Here is a 17219-nt window from a genome sequence, read left to right on the forward strand (position 1 = left end):
GGCGGGGTGGGCCGATGCGGAGGTGTTCCTCGGCGAGGACGGGCGCTACCGGGCGCGCATCACCGATTTCGTTCAAGGAGAGCCGGGCCACCCGGGCTCCGCGGACGAGGCGAGCGCGGAGCCTGGGGATGAAGAAGAGGACTTCACGAACCCGGAGTTGGACGTGCCTCCGGAACTGGAAGGGGCGGCCTTGGACGATGTGAGCAAGCCGGACGGAAGCGACCTGCTCGGAGACGTGCCCCTGCAGATTGCGGTGGAGCTGGCGCGCGTGCCTGTCTCCGCGCAGCAGGTGGTGGGGCTGCGCACCGGCCAGGTCCTCGAGCTGAACCGGGGGCCGGGAGAGCCGGTGGAGCTGTCCGTCAACGGCAAGGTGGTGGCCCGGGGTGAGCTGGTGGAGTTGGAAGGCCAGCTCGGCGTGCGCATCATCACCCTGGCGAGCTGAGTCCCTGGCGGGGCAGCGCAGGCGAGCGGGAGCGGCCGGCCGGGCGTGGGCCCGTGGCGGTCCTCCGGCCGATGCACTAGCCTCGCGCCCAGCCATGGCAGTCCTCCGCCCCCCCCTCATGCGCCTGTTGCTTGGTGCCGCGCTGGTGTTCGCGCCGCCCGCCGCCATGGCCCAGGCTCCGTCCTCGTCCGCGCCAGCCGCACCTGCCGTGAAGCCGGTGGTGCCCCCCGCGACACCGGCCCAGCCTCCGGCACCAGCGGTTGCTTCGCCCGCGACGCCAGCACCGGCCGCTGAGAAGGCGGACCCCAAGGCCGACGTCGAGTTGCTGGAAGCGGACCGGGCCCTTGAAGCGGAGCTGTCTGCTCGTGAGTCCGCGAAGGCGGCCCGGAGCGGCGCGGGCGGGGACACCCTGTCGGAGTCCGAGGAAACGGACAGCCTGGGCTGGACGCTGGTGCGCACGTTGCTCGTGCTGGGCGTGGTGGTTGCGTCCATATACCTCACGCTGAACGTGGGACTGCGCAAGCTGATGGGGCTCCAGGGGGCGGCCGCGGGCCGTCAGCCCCTGGTCTCCGTGGTGGAGCGGCTGCCCCTGGACCAGCGCCGCAGCCTCTTCGTGGTGAAGGCCGCGGACGAATACCTGCTGTTGGGCGGCGGCGAGGGCGGCTTGCAACTGTTGTCGAAGCTGGATGTGGAGGCGGTGGAGCGCATCCGCGCGCAGCGCCCGCAGACGAATGCAGTTCCACTGAGCCCATTCCTCCAGAAGCTCCTCTCCCGCCGCAGTGGTGGCCCGCCTTCCCAGCCCCCCGGCTCCTGACGACCGTGCCCGTGAACCTCCCTTCCTCCGCCCGTTCCCGTCTCCCGCGCGTCCCGCCCTGGCTGTTCGCGGCCGTGGTCGCCGTTCATCCGTTCGCCGCGCTCGCTCAGAAGCGCGGGGGCGCGGCCATCCCCGACTCGGTGGTCAACGAGGCCGTCAACAGCGACTCGTTCGCCTCGCGCCCGCTCATCCTCATCCTGGCGCTCGCGGCCATGGGCCTGGTGCCCTTCGCGCTGATGATGGCGACCAGCTTCGTGAAGATTTCGGTGGTGCTCTCCATCGTCCGCTCGGCGCTGGGCACGCAGCAGATTCCGCCCACCCAGGTCATCACCGGCCTGGCCATCATCCTCACCGTCTACATCATGGCCCCGGTAGGCCAGCAGATGTACCGGGCGGCCGGCCTGGACATCTGGGCCAAGGGCCCCGGCGTGTTCTCCTCGGAGACGGTGGGCTCGATGCTGGGCGCCGCCAACAAGTCCAAGGAGCCGCTGCGCGAGTGGCTCATCAAGAAGGTCACCACCAAGGACCGGGCGCTCTTCTTCAACCTCGCCAAGAAGATGCGCAAGGGCGAGGACCGCGACGCCGTGGAGAGCAATGACTTCATGGTCATCATCCCGGCCTTCGTGGTGTCCGAACTCAAGGAGGCCTTCCAGATAGGCTTCCTCTTGTTCGTGCCGTTCATCGTCATCGACATGGTGGTGGCCAACATCCTGCTGGCGCTCGGCATGCACATGTTGTCGCCGACCACCATCTCCATGCCGTTCAAGCTGCTGCTGTTCGTGCTCGTGGACGGCTGGTATCTCATCGCCAAGGGCCTGGTTGTCGGCTACCTGTAGGGAGAGGGCTCCATGAATCAGCTCACGTTCATCACCCAGGAGGCCCTGTTCCTGGTGCTCGTCGCGTCGGCGCCGCCGGTGCTGATGAGCCTGTTGGTGGGGTTCATCATCTCCCTGTTCCAGGCCACCACGCAGATCCAGGAGCAGACGCTCACCTTCGCGCCGAAGGTCGTCGCCGTGTTCGGCGTCCTCGCGTTGGCCGGCCCCTGGATTGGAAGCCAGTTGGTGCGCTTCACGTTCCACGTCTTCGACAGGTTCCCCGCGCTCATCAAATGAACGTCGCGGACCTCGTCGCAGAGCTGGGCACCCGGGCCAACGTCTCGGCCGTCATCTTCACGGTGGCGCTGGTGATGTGCCGGGTGATGCCCGTGCTCATCTTCAGCCCCTTCCTGGGCGGCGAGGTGGTCCCCACCGAGCTGAAGATGGGCATTGGGCTGACGCTCTCCATCGTCCTCTATCCCCTCATCGCGGGCTCGGTGACGTCCATCCCCCTGAGCGCCATGCCGTACATCGCGCTGATGGCGAAGGAGGTGTTCGTCGGCTTCACCATCGCCTTCGTCGTCAACACATTGTTCGAAGCCGCGCGCGTGGCCGGCAACCTGGTGGACACCATGTCCGGCAGCAACAACGCGCAGCTGTACGTGCCTCAGCTCGGGCAGCAGGTGACGCTGTTCTCCAGCTTCAAGGTGCAGCTGGCGGTGGTGCTGTTCCTCACGCTGAACGGGCACCACCTGGTCATCGAAGCGCTGGCGGACAGCCTGGTTGCGGTGCCGCTGGACGGCTTCCCGCGCTTCCACGACGGACCGTGGCCCTTCTTCGACCTGATGATTCGCGTGTTCGCGGACCTGCTCCGGGTAAGCCTGGCGCTGGCCGCTCCGGCGATGCTGGCGACCTTCCTCACCGACGTGGCGCTAGGCGCCATCAACCGCGTGGCGCCGCAAATCCAGGTGTTCTTCATCTCCATGTCAGTCAAGCCCCTGGTGAGCGTGCTGCTCGTCTTCCTGGTGCTCGGCGCCCTGATGGACCGCATGCAGGGGGAAATGGTCGTCATGCTGCGGACCCTCAACCAAGCCCTGCGGCTCTTGTCCTGAGCCTCTTCATCCGGGACGCGCCATGTCGGACGAGAGCGGAGAAAAAACAGAAGAGCCATCCCAGAAGAAGCTGGATGACTCACGCAAGAAGGGGCAGGTCTGGAAGAGCAAGGACCTCAGCGGCGTGGGCGTGCTCCTGGTGGGGCTGGCCGCCGTCAAAGGCAGCTGGGACATGCTGGAGACGGAGCTGACGTCGCTCTTCCTGTTCTCCTTCGACCACCTGACGAACCCGGTGGACCTGTCGGTGGCCACCGGGCAGCTGCTCTACCTGGGCGTGCGCGCGGTGGTGCTGGTGTCGCTGCCGGTGCTGGCGGGCGGAGCCATTGTCGGCGGGCTGATGGAGTACCTCCAGGTGGGGACGCTCTTCACCATGGACCCGCTGATTCCGAAGATGGAGAAGCTCAATCCCATCCAAGGCATGAAGAACCTGTTCAACAAGAAGGCGATTGTTGAACTGCTGAAGAACCTCATCAAAATCTCCGTCACCGCCTACGTCGTCTACGGCGTGGTGCGCGACTCCATGCCCATGGTGGTCGAAACGTTGCGGCAGGACACGCGCGGCATCATGGCCATCATGGGAGAGCTGGTGACGCGCGTGGCCACGCGGGTGGCGCTCCTCTTCGTCCTCTTCGGCGTCTTCGACGTCTGGTGGCAGCGCAAGTCCTTCATGAAGGACATGATGATGACGAAGGAGGAGGTGAAGAAGGAGTACAAGCAGAGCGAGGGCGATCCGCACCACAAGGCCAAGCGCAAGGAGATGCACCAGGAGATCATGGAGGGTGCGCAGATGGAGGCCGTGCGCGAGGCCGACGTCATCGTCACCAACCCGGACCACGTGGCGGTGGCCCTCAAGTACGACCGGGAGAAGGATGGCGCGCCGCGCGTGCTGGCCCGGGGCATCGACTTCAAGGCCGAGCGCATCAAGGCCATTGCCCGCGAGCAGGACGTGCCCACGCTGCGCAACGTGCCCCTGGCCCACGCCCTGCTGCGGGTGGAGGTGGGGCACGAGGTCCCGGAGGAGCTGTACGACGCGGTCGCCGAGGTCCTCAACTTCGTCTACGGCTTGAAGTCCGGCCAGCCAGCCCCCGAGGGCCGCGCGTGAGGAGGCCGGGTGTGGCTATCATGCAGGGACAGCGGGGCCTCCCATGAGTGACGACGCCGAAATCGCCATCGCGTTGAAGTACGACAAGGAGAAGGACGGCGCGCCGCGCGTGGTGGCCAAGGGCATGAGGCTCAAGGCGGAGAAGATTCGCGAGATTGCCCGCGAGCACAACATCCCCCTCATGCGGAACGTGAACCTGGCCAATGCGCTCTACCGCGTGGAGGTGGGCCAGGAGGTCCCCGAGGAGCTGTATGACGCCGTGGCCGAGGTCCTGAACTTCGTCTACGAACTGCAACGTGAGCAGGCGGCCGCGGCTGCCAGGCGCTAGGGGGGCTGGACGTCCCCCACCCATCTGGAGTGAGGTTCGGTATCACGATGGCCAGAATCAACAATCCGCCTCCGAATACGTCCCTGTGGCCCTGGGGCGGTCCCCGCAGTGTCCGCGAGCGGCTCGTCGACCCGGCGCAGGTCGACCGGAAGAAGCTCCGCAAGACGGGCAATCCGAAGAACCCGGCGCTCGCGTCCGCGGCGCTGCTGGACTTCATCGGTCCGGCGCACTCCTCGGAGGAACTCCGCCTGCCGCTGCCGCCGCACCCCGGCGGGCATGAGGCGGACCTGGAGAGGTTCAGCGACCGGCCCCACCTGTCCAGCGTGGCGGGCCGGGGGCATGAGGACCAGCGCCGGATGCTGGAGCGGGGCCTGGGCAAGGTGAAGGCGGCGCCCGACCGGCTGGAGCGGCTCAAGGCGCTGCTGCACCGCGAGTCCGCCATGCTCTCCCTGGTGGATCAGGTGAATGAGGAGACGAAGGAGATCATCCGCCGCATGTGGGACGCGCAGAAGGACGAGGGCTACTAGCGTCATGGCGGTCCTGGACCCGGATGATCCGAAGGACGAGGCGAAGCTGGACACGCTTCTGCAGCGCTGGGCGGATGGCAAGGCCACGCTGCGGGACGTGCGTGGCTACTCGGACGAAGAGCTCTACGCCATCGCCAAGACGGCCTACTACTTCTTCTATCAAGGCCGGGTGAGCGAGGCGCGCACGCTCTTCCAGGGCCTGTATGCCGTCAACCCGACGGATGCCTACTTCGCCAAGGCCCTGGGCGTGGTGGAGATGGCGGCTGGGAACGGGCAGGGGGCGCTGGCGGCCTTCGACGTGGCCGCCAAGCTGACGCCGCATGATCCGTCCGTCTACGTGGGGCGCGCGGAGGTGAAGCTGGCCATGGGCCAGAAGCCCCAGGCGCTGGAGGACCTGCGCCGGGCGGCGGCGATGCAGCCGGGGGATGACCCCGTGGTGCGCAAGGCGGCGGCCATGATCTCCGCCCTGAGCCGTCGCTGAGGGCCGCATTTCACATCCGGAATCGACTGTTCTTCCGGGGAGTCTGGTAGGCTGCCCGACGCTCAATTTTTCGTCGTCAGGGAGGTCGTTGACATGTCGAACCCGAATCCTGATCCGCGCGTTCCCGCCCAGATGCCTCCGGAGGCCCCGCCCGAACTGGTCGCCAAGCGCGAGCGTCTCGTCACCGAGCTGGAGAACCAGGCGAAGTCCGTGACGGGTACGCTGCAGCAGGTGATGCGGAAGATGTCCGCGCTGCTGGGCAACACCAAGCCCGGTGCTTCGCTGAGCTTCCAGCTCTACCAGGACGTGAAGGACGCCTTTACCCGGCACCTGAACGAGGCGACGAAGACGCCGGCCCTGGCCACCATGCCGCCCGTGCTGGTGGAGTCCGTGGAGTGGATGCAGGCGTACCTGAACGCCCGCGGCTTCTCCACCGACGAAGCCGCTGCCGCCGCGCCCGCCGCCACGGCGGCTCCGGCCGCCGCGCCCAAGGCCCCCGCCGGGCCGGGTGGTGCGAAGGACGCCTTTGAGACGAGCAGCAAGAAGCACGCGTCGTTGACGGGGGACGTGCCGCCTCCGCCGGCCGCGCCGCCGGACGTCAAGGCCGAGCAGAAGGACCTGGAGTCCTTCAAGGCTTGGATGAAGAACCCCAGCCTGGGCAAGCTCAAGGGCTAATCGCACCGCGTCGGCGCCTGGGCCCGAGGGACGCAACTTGGGGCCTGGCGCCGACGATAACTCCCTCGAGACGTTCTTTTCTTCCGAGGAGATTTCCCCGTGACCACCAAGATTGCGAACAACGCGTCCGCGACGACGCGCAAGTCGACGACGACGACCCCCGAGGCCCAGAAGCAGGCGTGGGAGGGCGTGCTGAACTCCGCCGTGGACCGGATGAACGAGCCGGAGATCAAGGGCAGCCTCCAGTACCTGGGCGAAGGCCGGATTAACACGGTGAAGGAGAAGGTCCAGGGCGAGATGGAGGCCTTCCTCAAGAGCAACCCGAAGGCCTCCGCTGACGACGTCAAGTCGCACGCCGAGTCGACGACGAAGAAGCACGAGACGAACGCCATGTTCCAGAAGATGCGTGACGACAACTTCTTCGGGAAGCTGATGAGCCGTCGCAAGGAGCTCATCAAGGATATGTGGGGCGAGTAGCCCGACCGCGAGCGGCCCCGCCGTACGCCTGTCCTTGAAGCCGCCGCCCGGGTCTCTGACCGGGGTGGCGGTTTTGCTTTGCGGGGTGCTGGGGAAGGGGAGTGGGCGGCGCGGCGAGGCGCTCGAGCCCGCAAAAGCAAGGAGCCGGCATCCCGTGAGGGAAGCCGGCTCCGAGAGTCGCGTTACAGCGGCAGGATTAGATCTTGCCGATGACGGACATCGCGATCTCGTTGAGCTTCTTCATCAGGTTGGCCACGAAGGCGGTGGCCTCCTGCTGCTTCTGGAGCATGAGCTGCGCCTCGGCGCGCTCACGGTCCGGACCCGTCAGGCCGGAGAGGGACTTCTGCTCGAGGGCGGAGAGACCCTGGCTGGCTCCGAGGGCCTTCGTGGCGGCGGCGGCGGCGGTGGTGGCGGTGGTCATGGCGTTCTCCAGAAAGTTTGGGAAGCGGGTGGTTTGCGGCGGCGCTGCTTACAAAAGGATTATGGGAGAAAGGGGGCCGGAAGTTTCCTCCGGATTTTCTGATTCTTTTTCCCGCCCTGGCAAGAGGTGCCCCCGCCCCGCGTGATCGGCGCGTACCTCCTTTTTAAGAAAAGCGACGCACCGAGGCGAAACTCCCAGCGCTGAACACCGAAAATCACGGTGAAGCAGCATCGAACATTTCCCCCTCCTTAGGGAGCACCGAATATGTCGAACGGCATCGGCGGAGTTGGCGGTAACCGGCAGCTCACCACGACGCAGGGCGCGGGCAACGTCAACACCTCGACGATCGCGCGCAACGCGCAGCTCATCGAGTCGACGCTGAATCTGGTTGAGAAGGCCGTTGACCTGGCGGGCAAGGCGGTGAGCGTCGCCGGCAAGGCCGTGGATCAGATGTCCCAGGCCGCGGCCTCCACGAAGCAGGCGGGTGCGACGGGCACCAACGCCGCCTTCCCCGCCGAGCGTCCCAATCCCCTGGACGCGGTGCGCGAGGCGAACTCCCTGAAGGTGGAAGAGGGCACCGGGAAGATCACCACCCCGGGTGGCTACACCATCGAGCAGCTGGGCCAGTTCGAGTGGCGCGTGACGGGGCCGGACGGCAACAACACCCGCGTCTGGGGTGACCCGCACGTCGACGAGAGCGACGGTGGCAAGTTCGACTTCAAGCGCGACACCTCCTTCGTCCTGGGTGACGGCACCCGCATCAACTGCTCCTGCAAGCCCTGGGGCAATGGCATGACGGTGACGGGCCAGCTGGACGTCGTCTACGGCGACAGCCACGTGCGCGTGACGGACATCGACAAGGGCAAGGGCAAGGTCGGCAAGGTCACCAACACGGGCATGGACGAGGTCGTCCGCTTCCACTCGAACCAGTCCGCGGACGTCTTCCACATGGGGCAGAACGCGGCCGACTGGACGTTCCATGGCAAGGAGATTGTCGGCCACGAGAACGGCGGCGACGTGCACAAGGTGGGCGAGGCCGTCATCACCGCGCCGCGCACCATGGCCTTCAACTACTCGGCGGCGGCGGATTCCCCCGCGGCGGGTGAGGTGGCCCAGAACTGGGACATGAACACCAACCTGCCCCAGGCGAAGCCGCTGCCCTGGGACATGAGCAGTGCCAAGCCCGAGCTGAACAAGCTGAACGAGACGTTCGACTCCATCAGCAAGGTGTTTGACCAGCTCAAGACCACCAACGCGAACGGCTTCAACCCGTTCCGCAAGGCGGACGACCTCTTCGGCGCCTACGACAAGAACCAGCACAAGTCCGGGCTGACCCAGTCCTTCAAGGCGCTGGGTGACATGTTCGGGACGCTGGAGAAGCTGTCCAAGCTGAATGATATGGTCCGCTTCCGCGGTCCCCAGTCGTTCTAGCCGCTGGACGTACTTCATCGGGCCAGGTGGGGGACTGCCTGGCCCTTCTCGAGGCTGTCGTGAGCGACTCCGCCCCCAGGGGTGAAAAAGAGAAGGTCGTCGTCCCGGAAGCGCTCGCCGAGGCGGTGATCCGCGGCGAAATCACCCTGGGGCAGTTCCTCAACCTCTCCAACACGCAGCTCTACGCCTGGGCGGACAAGGCCTATCAGCTCCTCCAGGCGGGCAGCTCGCAGCAGGCCCTGCAGATCTTCCAGGGCCTCGTGGCCGCCTCGCCCACCGACGCCGTCTTCCACGCGCAGCTCGGGGCGACCCTCATGACGCTGGAGCGCTTCGACGAGGCGTTCGACGCCTTCCGGCTGGCGCTCCAGTTCAACGATGGCCACGTGGACGCGCTGGTCGGCCGGGGGGAAATCCAGCTGCGCCGGGGCAATGTCCCCGAGGCGCTCGCGGACCTCAGCAAGGCCATCCAGCTGGACCCGGGCCTCAAGCGCCGTGCCACGCAGCGCGCCCACGCGACGCTGCGCACCCTCAAGCAGCAGGCCGACCAGGTGAAGAAGTCCCGGTAGGCCCTGGGGGGCATGCCCCTTTCAACGGAACACGCACCAGGCCCGGGCCGCGCGAGTCGTCGCGCAGTCCGGGCTTCGTCGATTCTGGTGAGGCGCACGAGCCCGCAAAAGCAAGGAGCCGGCATCCCGTGAGGGAAGCCGGCTCCGAGAGTCGCGTTACAGCGGCAGGATTAGATCTTGCCGATGACGGACATCGCGATCTCGTTGAGCTTCTTCATCAGGTTGGCCACGAAGGCGGTGGCCTCCTGCTGCTTCTGGAGCATGAGCTGCGCCTCGGCGCGCTCACGGTCCGGACCCGTCAGGCCGGAGAGGGACTTCTGCTCGAGGGCGGAGAGACCCTGGCTGGCTCCGAGGGCCTTCGTGGCGGCGGCGGCGGCGGTGGTGGCGGTGGTCATGGCGTTCTCCAGAAAGTTTGGGAAGCGGGTGGTTTGCGGCGGCGCTGCTTACAAAAGGATTATGGGGGAATGGGGGCCAGAAGTTTCCTCCCCATTTTCTGATCCATTTTTTCGCGCCGGCGGCAGGAATATCGCTTCCGAAGCGGCGCACCGTTTTGGTGGAAAAGCCGATAACAGTCTAAGCTCCCGGCGCCCGGAACCGCTTGCCCTACCGGCTCCGGGGCCGTCCTCCCGCCCTCGTGAGGGATGTGTGCAGATGACGACTGAATCCAAGGCAACGGTGACCAACGACGACGTGAAGCCCCTGTCCGGCCCGGAGATGCTCGAACGGGCCACGGAAGGCTTCAACCTCTTCCAGGACGGCCGCTTCCGTGAGTCGCTGACCTTGTTCCAGTCCCTGGCGGCCATGGACCCCACCGAGGCCTACTTCCAGACGGCGCTGGGCGCCTGCCACCTGGCGCTGGAAGACCTGGACCTGGCCGAGTCCTACTTCAACCGCGCCATCGAGCTGGACCCCTCCGACCTCACCCCCTTCGTCAACCGCGGGGAAGTCCACCTGCGGCTCGGCAAGGTCCACGAGGCCGCCCGGGACTTCAATCACGCGGTGGGGCTGGATCCCGAAGGACAGGATCCGCTCAGCGCCCGGGCCCGGATGCTGGCCGCCGCGGCGCTGGAGAGCGCCGAGGAGTCGCCGTCTTCCGAATCCGACGGCGCGGCGTAGGCGCGGGCGGGGCCGCTCGAAGGCCCCGGCCCGCCTTCCCTGGCCCTTGGGCTCAGGGGAACTTCAGCTCCACGTCCAGGCGGTACAACCCCTCCATGACGGGCTGGAAGTCGGCCGTCACGGATTCGGCGTAGGTGCCCTGGTCCTGCACGCGCACCAGCAGCGGCCGGACGGCCTGTCCCGGCGGCGCGTAGCGGCCCGTCACCGTGTAGCGCCCCAGCGGGAGGTCCGGGAAGCCGAAGCCGTCCGGCGTCTTCGTGCCCCGGGCCGTCACCGGCGTCCCGGTGCTGCCGTCCACCAGCGAGCCCACCGGGGTGAGCGTCAGCTCCACATGTTCATCCTGAAGCGCCTGATCCGGGTCGGCCGGATCCACGTAGTCCGTCAGGTCGAAGTAGACGCCGCTGCCATAGGTGCCGTTCTCGGGCTTCGCGCCGGTCAGCTTCCAGCTGAAGTCCCGGACGGCGCCCTCGTTGCCCGCGAAGGGGGTGGCGTTGCTGGGGTGCAGCTCGAAGGTGTAGCTGCGGCCGTTGAAGTCGCGCTTGAGCCGCGCGCTGGCGTTCCAGGTGGTGGCCGCCTGACCCAGCTCCAGCCGGTAGGTGCCGTCCGCGCCTGTCACGCCCACCACGTCGGCGTTGTAGAGGACCTGGTTGTCGGCCACCACCTCCACCCCCGCCAGGGGCTTGCCCGCGGTGTCCGTGGCCTTGCCCTTGACGACGTTCTTCTCCCTGTCGCCAGAGGGGCCAGGGCCGCCGGTGCCGCCGTCCGAGCAGGCCGAACAGGCCAGGGACGCACCCAGCAACATCAGCGGAAGACTCCTGCCCAAGGCATTCTTCAGTCGCATCGTGTTCTCCCAGGTTTCGTGTGGCCTGCCCCGGCCCTCCAGGACGGCAGGGCACGACAGGGGGATGAACCCGCGTGACGGGGCGCGGTGCAAGAACGAATGTCCACTTCGGTTGACTGTCCGGCTGCTTCCTCCCGAGGGAGAACGGCGGGTTTCGCCGTGGGGAGGGGCCCTTCGCGACGCCCCCCCTGACAGAAGGCACCCAGGTTGTCCTAGGATGCCTGACCGCTGATGGCTGCCACCAATCCGAACAGCTTCCTCTCCAAGTACTCCGACATCGTCCTCGCCGTGGTGGTCGTGGCCATCGTTGGGATGATGATCGTCCCGCTGCCCACGCTGCTGCTGGACGTGCTGCTGACGTTGAACATCAGCATCTCGGTGGTGCTGCTCCTTGTGTCCCTCTACGTGCCAGCGGCGCTGCACCTGTCGGTGTTCCCGACGCTGCTGCTCATCACCACGATGTTCCGGTTGGCGCTCACCATCTCCACCACGCGTCTCATCCTCCTCACCGGTGACCCGGGAGAGGTGGTGGTGGCGTTCGGAAACTTCGTGGTGCAGGGCAACTTCGTGGTCGGCGCCATCCTCTTCATCATCCTGGTCATCGTGAACTTCATCGTGATTTCCAAGGGCTCGGAGCGCGTCGCCGAAGTGGCCGCCCGCTTCACCCTGGACGCGATGCCCGGCAAGCAGATGTCCATCGACGCTGACCTGCGGGCCGGCTCCATCGACCAGGACCAGGGCAAGAAGAAGCGTCGCGACCTGGAGCGTGAAAGCCAGCTCTTCGGCGCCATGGACGGCGCCATGAAGTTCGTGAAGGGCGATGCCATCGCGAGCATCATCATCACCGTCGTCAACATCGTCGGTGGTCTCATCATTGGCGTGACGCAGAAGGGCATGTCCGCTGGCGACGCGGCGGAGAAGTACACGCTGCTCACCATCGGTGACGGTCTGGTCGGCATGATTCCCGCCATCCTCGTCTCCACCTGCGCCGGTATCATCGTGACGCGCGTGGCGGGTGAGGAAGAGGGCAATCACCTGGGCATGGACATGGGCTCCCAGCTGACGGCCTATCCGAAGGCCATCGCCATTGCCGCCGGCATGCTCATCGTCCTGGGCCTGGTGCCCGGTCTGCCCAAGATTCCCTTCTTCCTGCTGGGCTTCGGCGCGGGCCTGGGCGCCTGGACGATGCTGAAGAAGCAGAAGCAGGCCGTGGAGGCGGAGGATGCCGGCCCGGCCATGGAGACGGACCTGGGCACGCCGATGGCATCGGAGCCCGCGCCCAAGGAGGCCCTCAATCCGGACTCCGAGCTGTTCATCCCCGTCGTCACGCCCATCGTCCTGGAAGTCTCCGACGCGCTGGTTCCCTTCGTGGACTCGCGCCAGGACAACGGGAAGTTCCTCTTCGAGCTCATCCCGTTCATGCGTGATGGCCTCTTCGTGGAGCTGGGTGTGCGCTTCCCGGGCGTGCGTGCGCGTGGCAATGGCTCGCTGCCGCCGGGCGCGTACCAGATTCAAATCAACGAGGTGCCCGTCGTCACCGGCCAGGCCACGCTGGGCCACGTCCTGGTGAACGACACGGTGGACCGGCTGCGGCTGATGAACATCCAGGGCTTCGAGGCGGTGAACCCCGCCACCCGGCAGCCCGCCGCCTGGGTCCCCGAGCAGTACCGCGACACGCTGGAGGCCGCCGGCCTCACGACGTGGGACGTGCCCGGCTACATCATCCTGCACACCGCCGCCGTGCTGCGGCGCAACGCCCGTGAGTTCGTCGGCGTGCAGGAGACGCAGACGATGCTGGAGCAGTTGGAGAAGGCCTTCCCGGCAATCGTGAAGGAGGTCGTCCCCAAGGTCGTCAACGTGCTGAAGCTGACGGACATCCTCCAGCGTCTGGTGGAGGAGGAGATCTCCATCCGTGACTTGCGCGGCATCCTCCAGGCCCTGGCCGAGTATGGGCAGGTGGAGGCGGACAACGTCATGCTCACCGAGCACGTCCGCGCGGCCCAGCGCCGCTACATCTCCCACAAGTACGCGCGTGGCACCGGCACCCTGGTGGTGTACCTGCTGGACCCGAACATCGAGGACGCCATCCGCGGCTCGGTGAAGCGGACCTCGGCGGGCGCGCACCTGGCGCTGGAGCCGGAGCTGGCGCAGGAAATCGTCCAGGCCGTGCGTTCGGAGTGTGGCCACCTGCCGCCCAGCGCGCAGCGGCCCGTCATCCTCACGGCCATGGACATCCGCCGCTACGTCCGCAAGCTGCTGGAGTACGAGTTCAACCCGTCGTTCTCCGTGCTCAGCTACCAGGAGCTGTCGCCCGAGCTGAACATCCAGCCCGTGGCGCGCATCTCCACGCGCTAGCTGCGGAGTGAGTTCCGCCCGCGCGTGAGCTGGACGCGCGGGCGGAAGGAATGTCCTCTCATGAGGGCAGGAGCCTGCCCGCGACGCTAGGCGCCCGCGAGCACGGCAATCATCAGCACCAGGAAGACCAGGCCCACCACGCTCATCACCACGAGGGGCACGAGCTTGCCCTTGTCCTTGAGCGCCTCCATCGCGCTCGGCTGGGCGGGCTCATCCGGCATGGGGTACTCCGCCGACACCGGCGGGGGCGGCTCTTCGGAGACCTGCTCCTCGGGCGGAGGCGCGGGCTCCTCGGCGGGCGGCTCTTCTGGCGCGGGCGCGGGCTCCTCGGGCGGAGGCGCGGGCTCCTCCTCCGGCGGGGGCTCCACGGGCTTGGGCTCCGGGCGCGGACGACGAGGCGAGGGCGGAGGCGGAGCCTTGACCTCGGCGGCGAGCTGAACGGGCTCGTCGGCCGGCTCAGTGGGGTCCACGTACAGGAAGCGGGTGGCGCCCACCTCCAACTCGTCCCCGTCCTTGAGCTGCCGGCGGTTGATCCGCTTCTTGTTCACCTTGATGCCGTTGCGGCTGCCCAGGTCCTCCACGTGCGTGCCGGACCAGTCGCGGCGCACCTTCGCGTGCTTCCGGGAGACCAGGTCATCCTTGAGGATGATGTCCGCGTCCTTCTCGTCGCGGCCCAGGATGACTTCCTTCGCGTCCCCCAGCTCGATGCGCTCGCCTTCGCGGGGGCCGTTCATGAAGCGCAGGTAGCGCTCCTCGCCGCCGCCGGCCAGGCCGCGCATGGCGTCCTTCACCATGCCCCGGGCGATGAAGGACGTCTTCTCCCCGCCAGCTTCGGGGTTCAGGTCCATCACCCGCTCGAAGCGGACGTCGAACGTGGCGATGGCGATGACGTCGCCGTTGCGCAGCAGCCGCTTCTCGCCCTTGGGCACGGGCTTGCCGTTGATCTGCGTGCCGTAGGAGCTACCCAGGTCCTCCACGAAGAAGAGCGGCCCGTCCTGGCAGATGCGCGCATGGTTGCGCGACACCGCCTGCTGGGCGAGCACGACCTGGCAAGCCTTGTCGCGGCCCAGGGTGATGACCGCGTCGTCGAGGACGAACTCGGTGCTCTGGGCAGCGCCGGCCTCGCTGCGCTGCGTGACGGTGAGACGAACGCTCATCGAGAAGGAGGGGAGTCGGGAAGGCGGGACATCAGAACGTCGCGTCGCTCAGGAATCTCTCACACGTCTGGTACTCCGTGGGGAATTCCTCAGACGTCCCGTACTTCAGGAAGTTCTTGCAGGCGATCTGCGCGTGCTCGCGCTTGTGGGCTTCGAAGAAGCGTTCGTAGAGGCCGTAGTGGCAGGCGGCGTACTTCGCATCCAGCTTGACGCACTTGCGGTAGGTGGCCTCTTCCTCCGCCAGCAGGCCCTTCTCGCGGTACTGACGCGCGAGCATGAAGAGCGCGGGCGCGGAGTTCTCCGCCTGCTGCGTGTCCTTGATCTCCTTGAAGGCCGCGTCGGTGAGGGCCGTCTTGCGCTGGGCCAGGGACAGGTTGTTGATGCAGCTGCTGTTGCTGGGGTCCAGCTGGGCGCAGTTGGCGAAGGACTCGCGCGCTTCCTGGAAGCGGCCCAGCTCCATCAGCGCGGTGCCCAGGTCGTGCCACAGCACGGGTGAATCCTGGACCAGCTGCGTGGCCCGGGCGAGGTGCTCGCCGGCTTCGTCGAATTCACCCTCCGAGTAGGAGATGATACCCAGGAGGTGGTGCACGTCGGAGATGCCGGGGTTGACGGCCAGGATCGTGCGCAGCTCCTTCTTGGACTCGTCCATCTTCCCCATCTTCATCAGGGTGAGTGCCAGGTTGTAGCGCGACTCCAGATTGTCCGGGTTCACCTTGAGGGCTCGCCGGAAGTTGTCGTGCGCCTTTCCGTACGCGCTTTCCTGCATGTAGATGGCGCCGAGGTTCTGGTACGCCTGGAGGTGCTCCTGGTTGTAGCGCAGGGCCTTGATGAAGTGCTTCTTCGCGTCGTCATACCGGCCCGAGGACATGGCGATGATGCCCTTGTTGGACCAGAGGTCCGCGTACTGGGGGGAGAACTCCAGGCCCAGGTCGCAGAACGTCTCCGCGCGGGCCAGATCGCCCTTGGCCATCTCCTGCGTGCACAGCTCATTGTTGATGAGCGCCCGCTCATGAGGCGGCGGGGTCCGGACGCAGGCGACGAAGGGCAGGGCGGAGACCAGGGACAGCGCAGCAACAAGTCGGCGGACACGCATGGCGTGGCGAGTGTAGGAGAGCGCCCGCGCCCAGGCAACGCCCGGAGTGGCATGAATCCAGGCTGTTTTCCGGGGGTTACGCCGGTAGAGTGGCGGCCCATGCGTACCCTGCTCTGCACCCTCGGCTTTACCCTGGCCCTGCTGTCGGCCAGCCCCGCGCATGCCCAGTTCGCCAACCGCAGCCTGGGCCTGTCACTGGGCTACATGGACTTCAACCGGACGAACGGCCTGGATGACGCGTTCTTCGTGGGCGTCGACGCCAGCCTCTACATCGAGAACGGCTTCGAGGTGGTCTCCCTGTCGAAGATTGCGTTCCCGCGCGACACCACGGACCGCAACGAGAAGCGCGTGGTGGGCCTGGCGCCGTCCATCGGCATCCGGTACCTGCTGATGGAGGAGTCCATCCGCCCCTATGTGGGCTCGGACCTGAGCTACCTCGTCGTCTTCAAGACCAGCGTCAGCAACTTCGTGGGCATTGGCCCCAACGTCGGCATCGATTTCTTCTTGTCGGACTCGGTGAGCGTGGGCGCGCGCGCGCAGTACAACTTCTACATCGCGCTCAACGAGAAGACGCAGCGCACGCTCACGCTGTCTGCCGGCGCTGCGGCGTACTTCTAGGCTGTCCCTTCGGCGGTAGCAGGGCCGCGGCCACCAGCAGCGCCCACTTCTCGTCGGAGAGGTGGGGCGGCTTCTCCATGGCCAGCGCGTCCTGCAGCCGTGCTCCCAGCGCCGCGAACAGCCGGAGTCGCGCCTCCATGCGCAGTTCCTCACGGCGCAGGGCCGCTGTCAGCACCACCTCCCGCTCCTCGCTGGACAGGCGCTTCACGCGCGACACGAAGAGCGGATCCGCCAGCAGCCCTTCGTCGCCGGGCGTGCCCAGGGCGGAGGGCACCTTCAGGCGCCGCTCGCGCACCACCAGCGTTCCCGCCAGCATGTCCCCCAGCCGCTGCTGGGAGCCGGACACGAGCGCGGTGAGCCCTCCCACCAGGTAGAACAGGGGCAGCCGGTCCACCGGACGCGCCAGGTTGCGCAGCGCCGCGTGGTAGAAGCCGATGCGCACGCCGCTCTCCTGGATGACCCTCAGCGACATCACCCGCTTGCCCACGGTGCGTCCGCTCCACACCGTCTCCAGCGTTATCGCGTAGCCCCAGTCCACCAGGAAGTAGATGACGATGGACAGCGCGCTGGCGAAGCCCGGGAAGGCGAACATCACCAGGCTGAGCGTGGTCAGGATGGTGCCGGTGAGCAGCGTGACGATGACGGCGTCCAGCAGCCACGCCAGGAAGCGCGAGTACAGGCCCGCGAGCGTGAAGCGGAACTCCACGTACTCGGGGGTGAGCACCGTGTGGGTGCCGTCCAGCAGGGTGTCGGTGGCGGTCGTCACCGACACAGTCTAGCCGCGGCGGCGCACGTGCGGGCGGCTCGAGGTATATTCGTCGCGGCTCCAACGATTTCAGTGAGGGCGG

General features: G+C 67.0%; 22 protein-coding genes. 16 read left to right on the plus strand and 6 right to left on the minus strand.

The features are described from left to right. The 11 genes from sctQ to F8M74_RS31230 all read left to right on the plus strand — a co-directional run. Nucleotides 1–442, plus strand: a 442-nt coding sequence (sctQ, locus tag F8M74_RS31180; protein WP_163884641.1) for a type III secretion system cytoplasmic ring protein SctQ, incomplete at its 5' end; no start/stop codon positions are given. A gap of 94 nt (nt 443–536) precedes the next feature. Further along, the gene (locus F8M74_RS31185) at nt 537–1256 is read left to right on the plus strand and encodes a flagellar biosynthetic protein FliO (protein WP_228560007.1); all 720 of its coding nucleotides are present in this window, start codon (nt 537–539) and stop codon (nt 1254–1256) included. 11 nt (nt 1257–1267) lie between these two features. Then, nucleotides 1268–2092 (plus strand): type III secretion system export apparatus subunit SctR, encoded by an 825-nt coding sequence (gene sctR, locus F8M74_RS31190; RefSeq protein ID WP_020477619.1) that lies wholly within the window; start codon nt 1268–1270, stop codon nt 2090–2092. A gap of 12 nt (nt 2093–2104) precedes the next feature. Continuing rightward, a complete protein-coding gene (fliQ, locus tag F8M74_RS31195; protein WP_002637061.1) occupies nt 2105–2368 on the plus strand; it encodes a flagellar biosynthesis protein FliQ in 264 nt (87 codons plus the stop codon). Then, on the plus strand, nt 2365–3183 hold the full coding sequence (locus F8M74_RS31200) for a flagellar biosynthetic protein FliR (RefSeq protein WP_141257363.1): 819 nt from the start codon (nt 2365–2367) through the stop codon (nt 3181–3183). The genes fliQ and F8M74_RS31200 overlap by 4 nt, the downstream gene beginning before the upstream one ends. A gap of 22 nt (nt 3184–3205) precedes the next feature. Then, nucleotides 3206–4285 carry a type III secretion system export apparatus subunit SctU gene (sctU, locus tag F8M74_RS31205; protein WP_141257362.1) on the plus strand — a complete coding sequence of 360 codons (1080 nt, stop codon included), beginning with the start codon at nt 3206–3208 and terminating at the stop codon, nt 4283–4285. 43 nt (nt 4286–4328) lie between these two features. Further along, on the plus strand, nt 4329–4613 hold the full coding sequence (locus tag F8M74_RS31210) for an EscU/YscU/HrcU family type III secretion system export apparatus switch protein (RefSeq protein ID WP_011552525.1): 285 nt from the start codon (nt 4329–4331) through the stop codon (nt 4611–4613). Nucleotides 4614–4660: 47 nt separating this feature from the next. After that, the gene (locus F8M74_RS31215; RefSeq protein ID WP_026113929.1) at nt 4661–5140 is read left to right on the plus strand and encodes a hypothetical protein; all 480 of its coding nucleotides are present in this window, start codon (nt 4661–4663) and stop codon (nt 5138–5140) included. A 4-nt stretch (nt 5141–5144) separates the two neighbouring features. Then, complete coding sequence (locus tag F8M74_RS31220; RefSeq protein WP_140789813.1) at nt 5145–5621, plus strand: SycD/LcrH family type III secretion system chaperone; 477 nt, start codon at nt 5145–5147, stop codon at nt 5619–5621. Nucleotides 5622–5714: 93 nt separating this feature from the next. Next, the gene (locus F8M74_RS31225) at nt 5715–6296 is read left to right on the plus strand and encodes a hypothetical protein (RefSeq protein ID WP_141257361.1); all 582 of its coding nucleotides are present in this window, start codon (nt 5715–5717) and stop codon (nt 6294–6296) included. Nucleotides 6297–6395: 99 nt separating this feature from the next. Further along, entirely contained in the window at nt 6396–6773 is a 378-nt protein-coding gene (locus tag F8M74_RS31230; protein ID WP_141257360.1) for a hypothetical protein, read from the plus strand. 196 nt (nt 6774–6969) lie between these two features. Here F8M74_RS31230 and F8M74_RS31235 read toward each other — a convergent pair whose 3' ends face one another. Then, nucleotides 6970–7194, minus strand: coding sequence for a hypothetical protein (locus F8M74_RS31235; protein ID WP_002640925.1), 225 nt, complete (start codon nt 7192–7194; stop codon nt 6970–6972). A 264-nt stretch (nt 7195–7458) separates the two neighbouring features. Between F8M74_RS31235 and F8M74_RS31240 the strand changes: the two genes are divergently transcribed. Together F8M74_RS31240 and F8M74_RS31245 are read left to right on the plus strand one after the other, a co-directional pair. Beyond that, nucleotides 7459–8625, plus strand: a complete 1167-nt coding sequence (locus F8M74_RS31240; RefSeq protein ID WP_141257359.1) for a DUF1521 domain-containing protein — start codon at nt 7459–7461, stop codon at nt 8623–8625. 59 nt (nt 8626–8684) lie between these two features. After that, on the plus strand, nt 8685–9191 hold the full coding sequence (locus tag F8M74_RS31245; RefSeq protein WP_225888784.1) for a tetratricopeptide repeat protein: 507 nt from the start codon (nt 8685–8687) through the stop codon (nt 9189–9191). A 170-nt stretch (nt 9192–9361) separates the two neighbouring features. On the opposite strand, the gene F8M74_RS31250 is transcribed toward F8M74_RS31245, so the two are convergent. Continuing rightward, nucleotides 9362–9586, minus strand: coding sequence for a hypothetical protein (locus F8M74_RS31250; protein ID WP_002640925.1), 225 nt, complete (start codon nt 9584–9586; stop codon nt 9362–9364). A 256-nt stretch (nt 9587–9842) separates the two neighbouring features. Here F8M74_RS31250 and F8M74_RS31255 point away from each other — a divergent pair, with 256 nt between their 5' ends. Further along, nucleotides 9843–10307: a tetratricopeptide repeat protein gene (locus F8M74_RS31255; RefSeq protein WP_090489457.1), complete on the plus strand. Its 465-nt coding sequence runs from the start codon at nt 9843–9845 to the stop codon at nt 10305–10307. A 52-nt stretch (nt 10308–10359) separates the two neighbouring features. Here the strand turns inward: F8M74_RS31255 and F8M74_RS31260 are convergent, their stop codons facing one another. After that, nucleotides 10360–11148 (minus strand): carboxypeptidase-like regulatory domain-containing protein, encoded by a 789-nt coding sequence (locus F8M74_RS31260; RefSeq protein WP_228560009.1) that lies wholly within the window; start codon nt 11146–11148, stop codon nt 10360–10362. 231 nt (nt 11149–11379) lie between these two features. Between F8M74_RS31260 and sctV the strand changes: the two genes are divergently transcribed. Continuing rightward, on the plus strand, nt 11380–13503 hold the full coding sequence (gene sctV / locus F8M74_RS31265) for a type III secretion system export apparatus subunit SctV (protein WP_141257357.1): 2124 nt from the start codon (nt 11380–11382) through the stop codon (nt 13501–13503). An 86-nt stretch (nt 13504–13589) separates the two neighbouring features. Here the strand turns inward: sctV and F8M74_RS31270 are convergent, their stop codons facing one another. Continuing rightward, entirely contained in the window at nt 13590–14660 is a 1071-nt protein-coding gene (locus tag F8M74_RS31270) for an FHA domain-containing protein (protein WP_141257356.1), read from the minus strand. A gap of 31 nt (nt 14661–14691) precedes the next feature. Beyond that, nucleotides 14692–15630: a lipopolysaccharide assembly protein LapB gene (locus F8M74_RS31275; RefSeq protein ID WP_141257355.1), complete on the minus strand. Its 939-nt coding sequence runs from the start codon at nt 15628–15630 to the stop codon at nt 14692–14694. 222 nt (nt 15631–15852) lie between these two features. Here F8M74_RS31275 and F8M74_RS31280 point away from each other — a divergent pair, with 222 nt between their 5' ends. Continuing rightward, on the plus strand, nt 15853–16371 hold the full coding sequence (locus F8M74_RS31280) for an outer membrane beta-barrel protein (RefSeq protein WP_171410461.1): 519 nt from the start codon (nt 15853–15855) through the stop codon (nt 16369–16371). Here F8M74_RS31280 and F8M74_RS31285 read toward each other — a convergent pair. Continuing rightward, the gene (locus F8M74_RS31285) at nt 16337–17143 is read right to left on the minus strand and encodes an RDD family protein (protein ID WP_141257353.1); all 807 of its coding nucleotides are present in this window, start codon (nt 17141–17143) and stop codon (nt 16337–16339) included. The two genes, F8M74_RS31280 and F8M74_RS31285, sit on opposite strands and share 35 nt — an antisense overlap. Nucleotides 17144–17219: the final 76 nt, after the last annotated feature.

It is taken from the genome of Myxococcus sp. CA023 (assembly GCF_010998615.1).
Lineage (GTDB): Bacteria > Myxococcota > Myxococcia > Myxococcales > Myxococcaceae > Myxococcus.

Bases quoted from the DNA above. Each gene is read 5' to 3' on its own strand.
- F8M74_RS31215 (WP_026113929.1), top strand. From the start codon at position 4,661: ATGGCCAGAATCAACAATCCGCCTCCGAATACGTCCCTGTGGCCCTGG.
- sctU (WP_141257362.1), top strand. From the start codon at position 3,206: ATGTCGGACGAGAGCGGAGAAAAAACAGAAGAGCCATCCCAGAAGAAG.
- F8M74_RS31255 (WP_090489457.1), top strand. From the start codon at position 9,843: ATGACGACTGAATCCAAGGCAACGGTGACCAACGACGACGTGAAGCCC.
- F8M74_RS31185 (WP_228560007.1), top strand. From the start codon at position 537: ATGGCAGTCCTCCGCCCCCCCCTCATGCGCCTGTTGCTTGGTGCCGCG.
- sctV (WP_141257357.1), top strand. From the start codon at position 11,380: ATGGCTGCCACCAATCCGAACAGCTTCCTCTCCAAGTACTCCGACATC.
- F8M74_RS31260 (WP_228560009.1), bottom strand. From the start codon at position 11,148: ATGCGACTGAAGAATGCCTTGGGCAGGAGTCTTCCGCTGATGTTGCTG.
- fliQ (WP_002637061.1), top strand. From the start codon at position 2,105: ATGAATCAGCTCACGTTCATCACCCAGGAGGCCCTGTTCCTGGTGCTC.
- F8M74_RS31280 (WP_171410461.1), top strand. From the start codon at position 15,853: ATGCGTACCCTGCTCTGCACCCTCGGCTTTACCCTGGCCCTGCTGTCG.
- F8M74_RS31225 (WP_141257361.1), top strand. From the start codon at position 5,715: ATGTCGAACCCGAATCCTGATCCGCGCGTTCCCGCCCAGATGCCTCCG.
- F8M74_RS31240 (WP_141257359.1), top strand. From the start codon at position 7,459: ATGTCGAACGGCATCGGCGGAGTTGGCGGTAACCGGCAGCTCACCACG.
- F8M74_RS31275 (WP_141257355.1), bottom strand. From the start codon at position 15,630: ATGGCCAAGGGCGATCTGGCCCGCGCGGAGACGTTCTGCGACCTGGGC.
- F8M74_RS31235 (WP_002640925.1), bottom strand. From the start codon at position 7,194: ATGACCACCGCCACCACCGCCGCCGCCGCCGCCACGAAGGCCCTCGGA.
- F8M74_RS31220 (WP_140789813.1), top strand. From the start codon at position 5,145: ATGGCGGTCCTGGACCCGGATGATCCGAAGGACGAGGCGAAGCTGGAC.
- F8M74_RS31200 (WP_141257363.1), top strand. From the start codon at position 2,365: ATGAACGTCGCGGACCTCGTCGCAGAGCTGGGCACCCGGGCCAACGTC.
- F8M74_RS31270 (WP_141257356.1), bottom strand. From the start codon at position 14,660: ATGAGCGTTCGTCTCACCGTCACGCAGCGCAGCGAGGCCGGCGCTGCC.
- F8M74_RS31250 (WP_002640925.1), bottom strand. From the start codon at position 9,586: ATGACCACCGCCACCACCGCCGCCGCCGCCGCCACGAAGGCCCTCGGA.
- F8M74_RS31210 (WP_011552525.1), top strand. From the start codon at position 4,329: ATGAGTGACGACGCCGAAATCGCCATCGCGTTGAAGTACGACAAGGAG.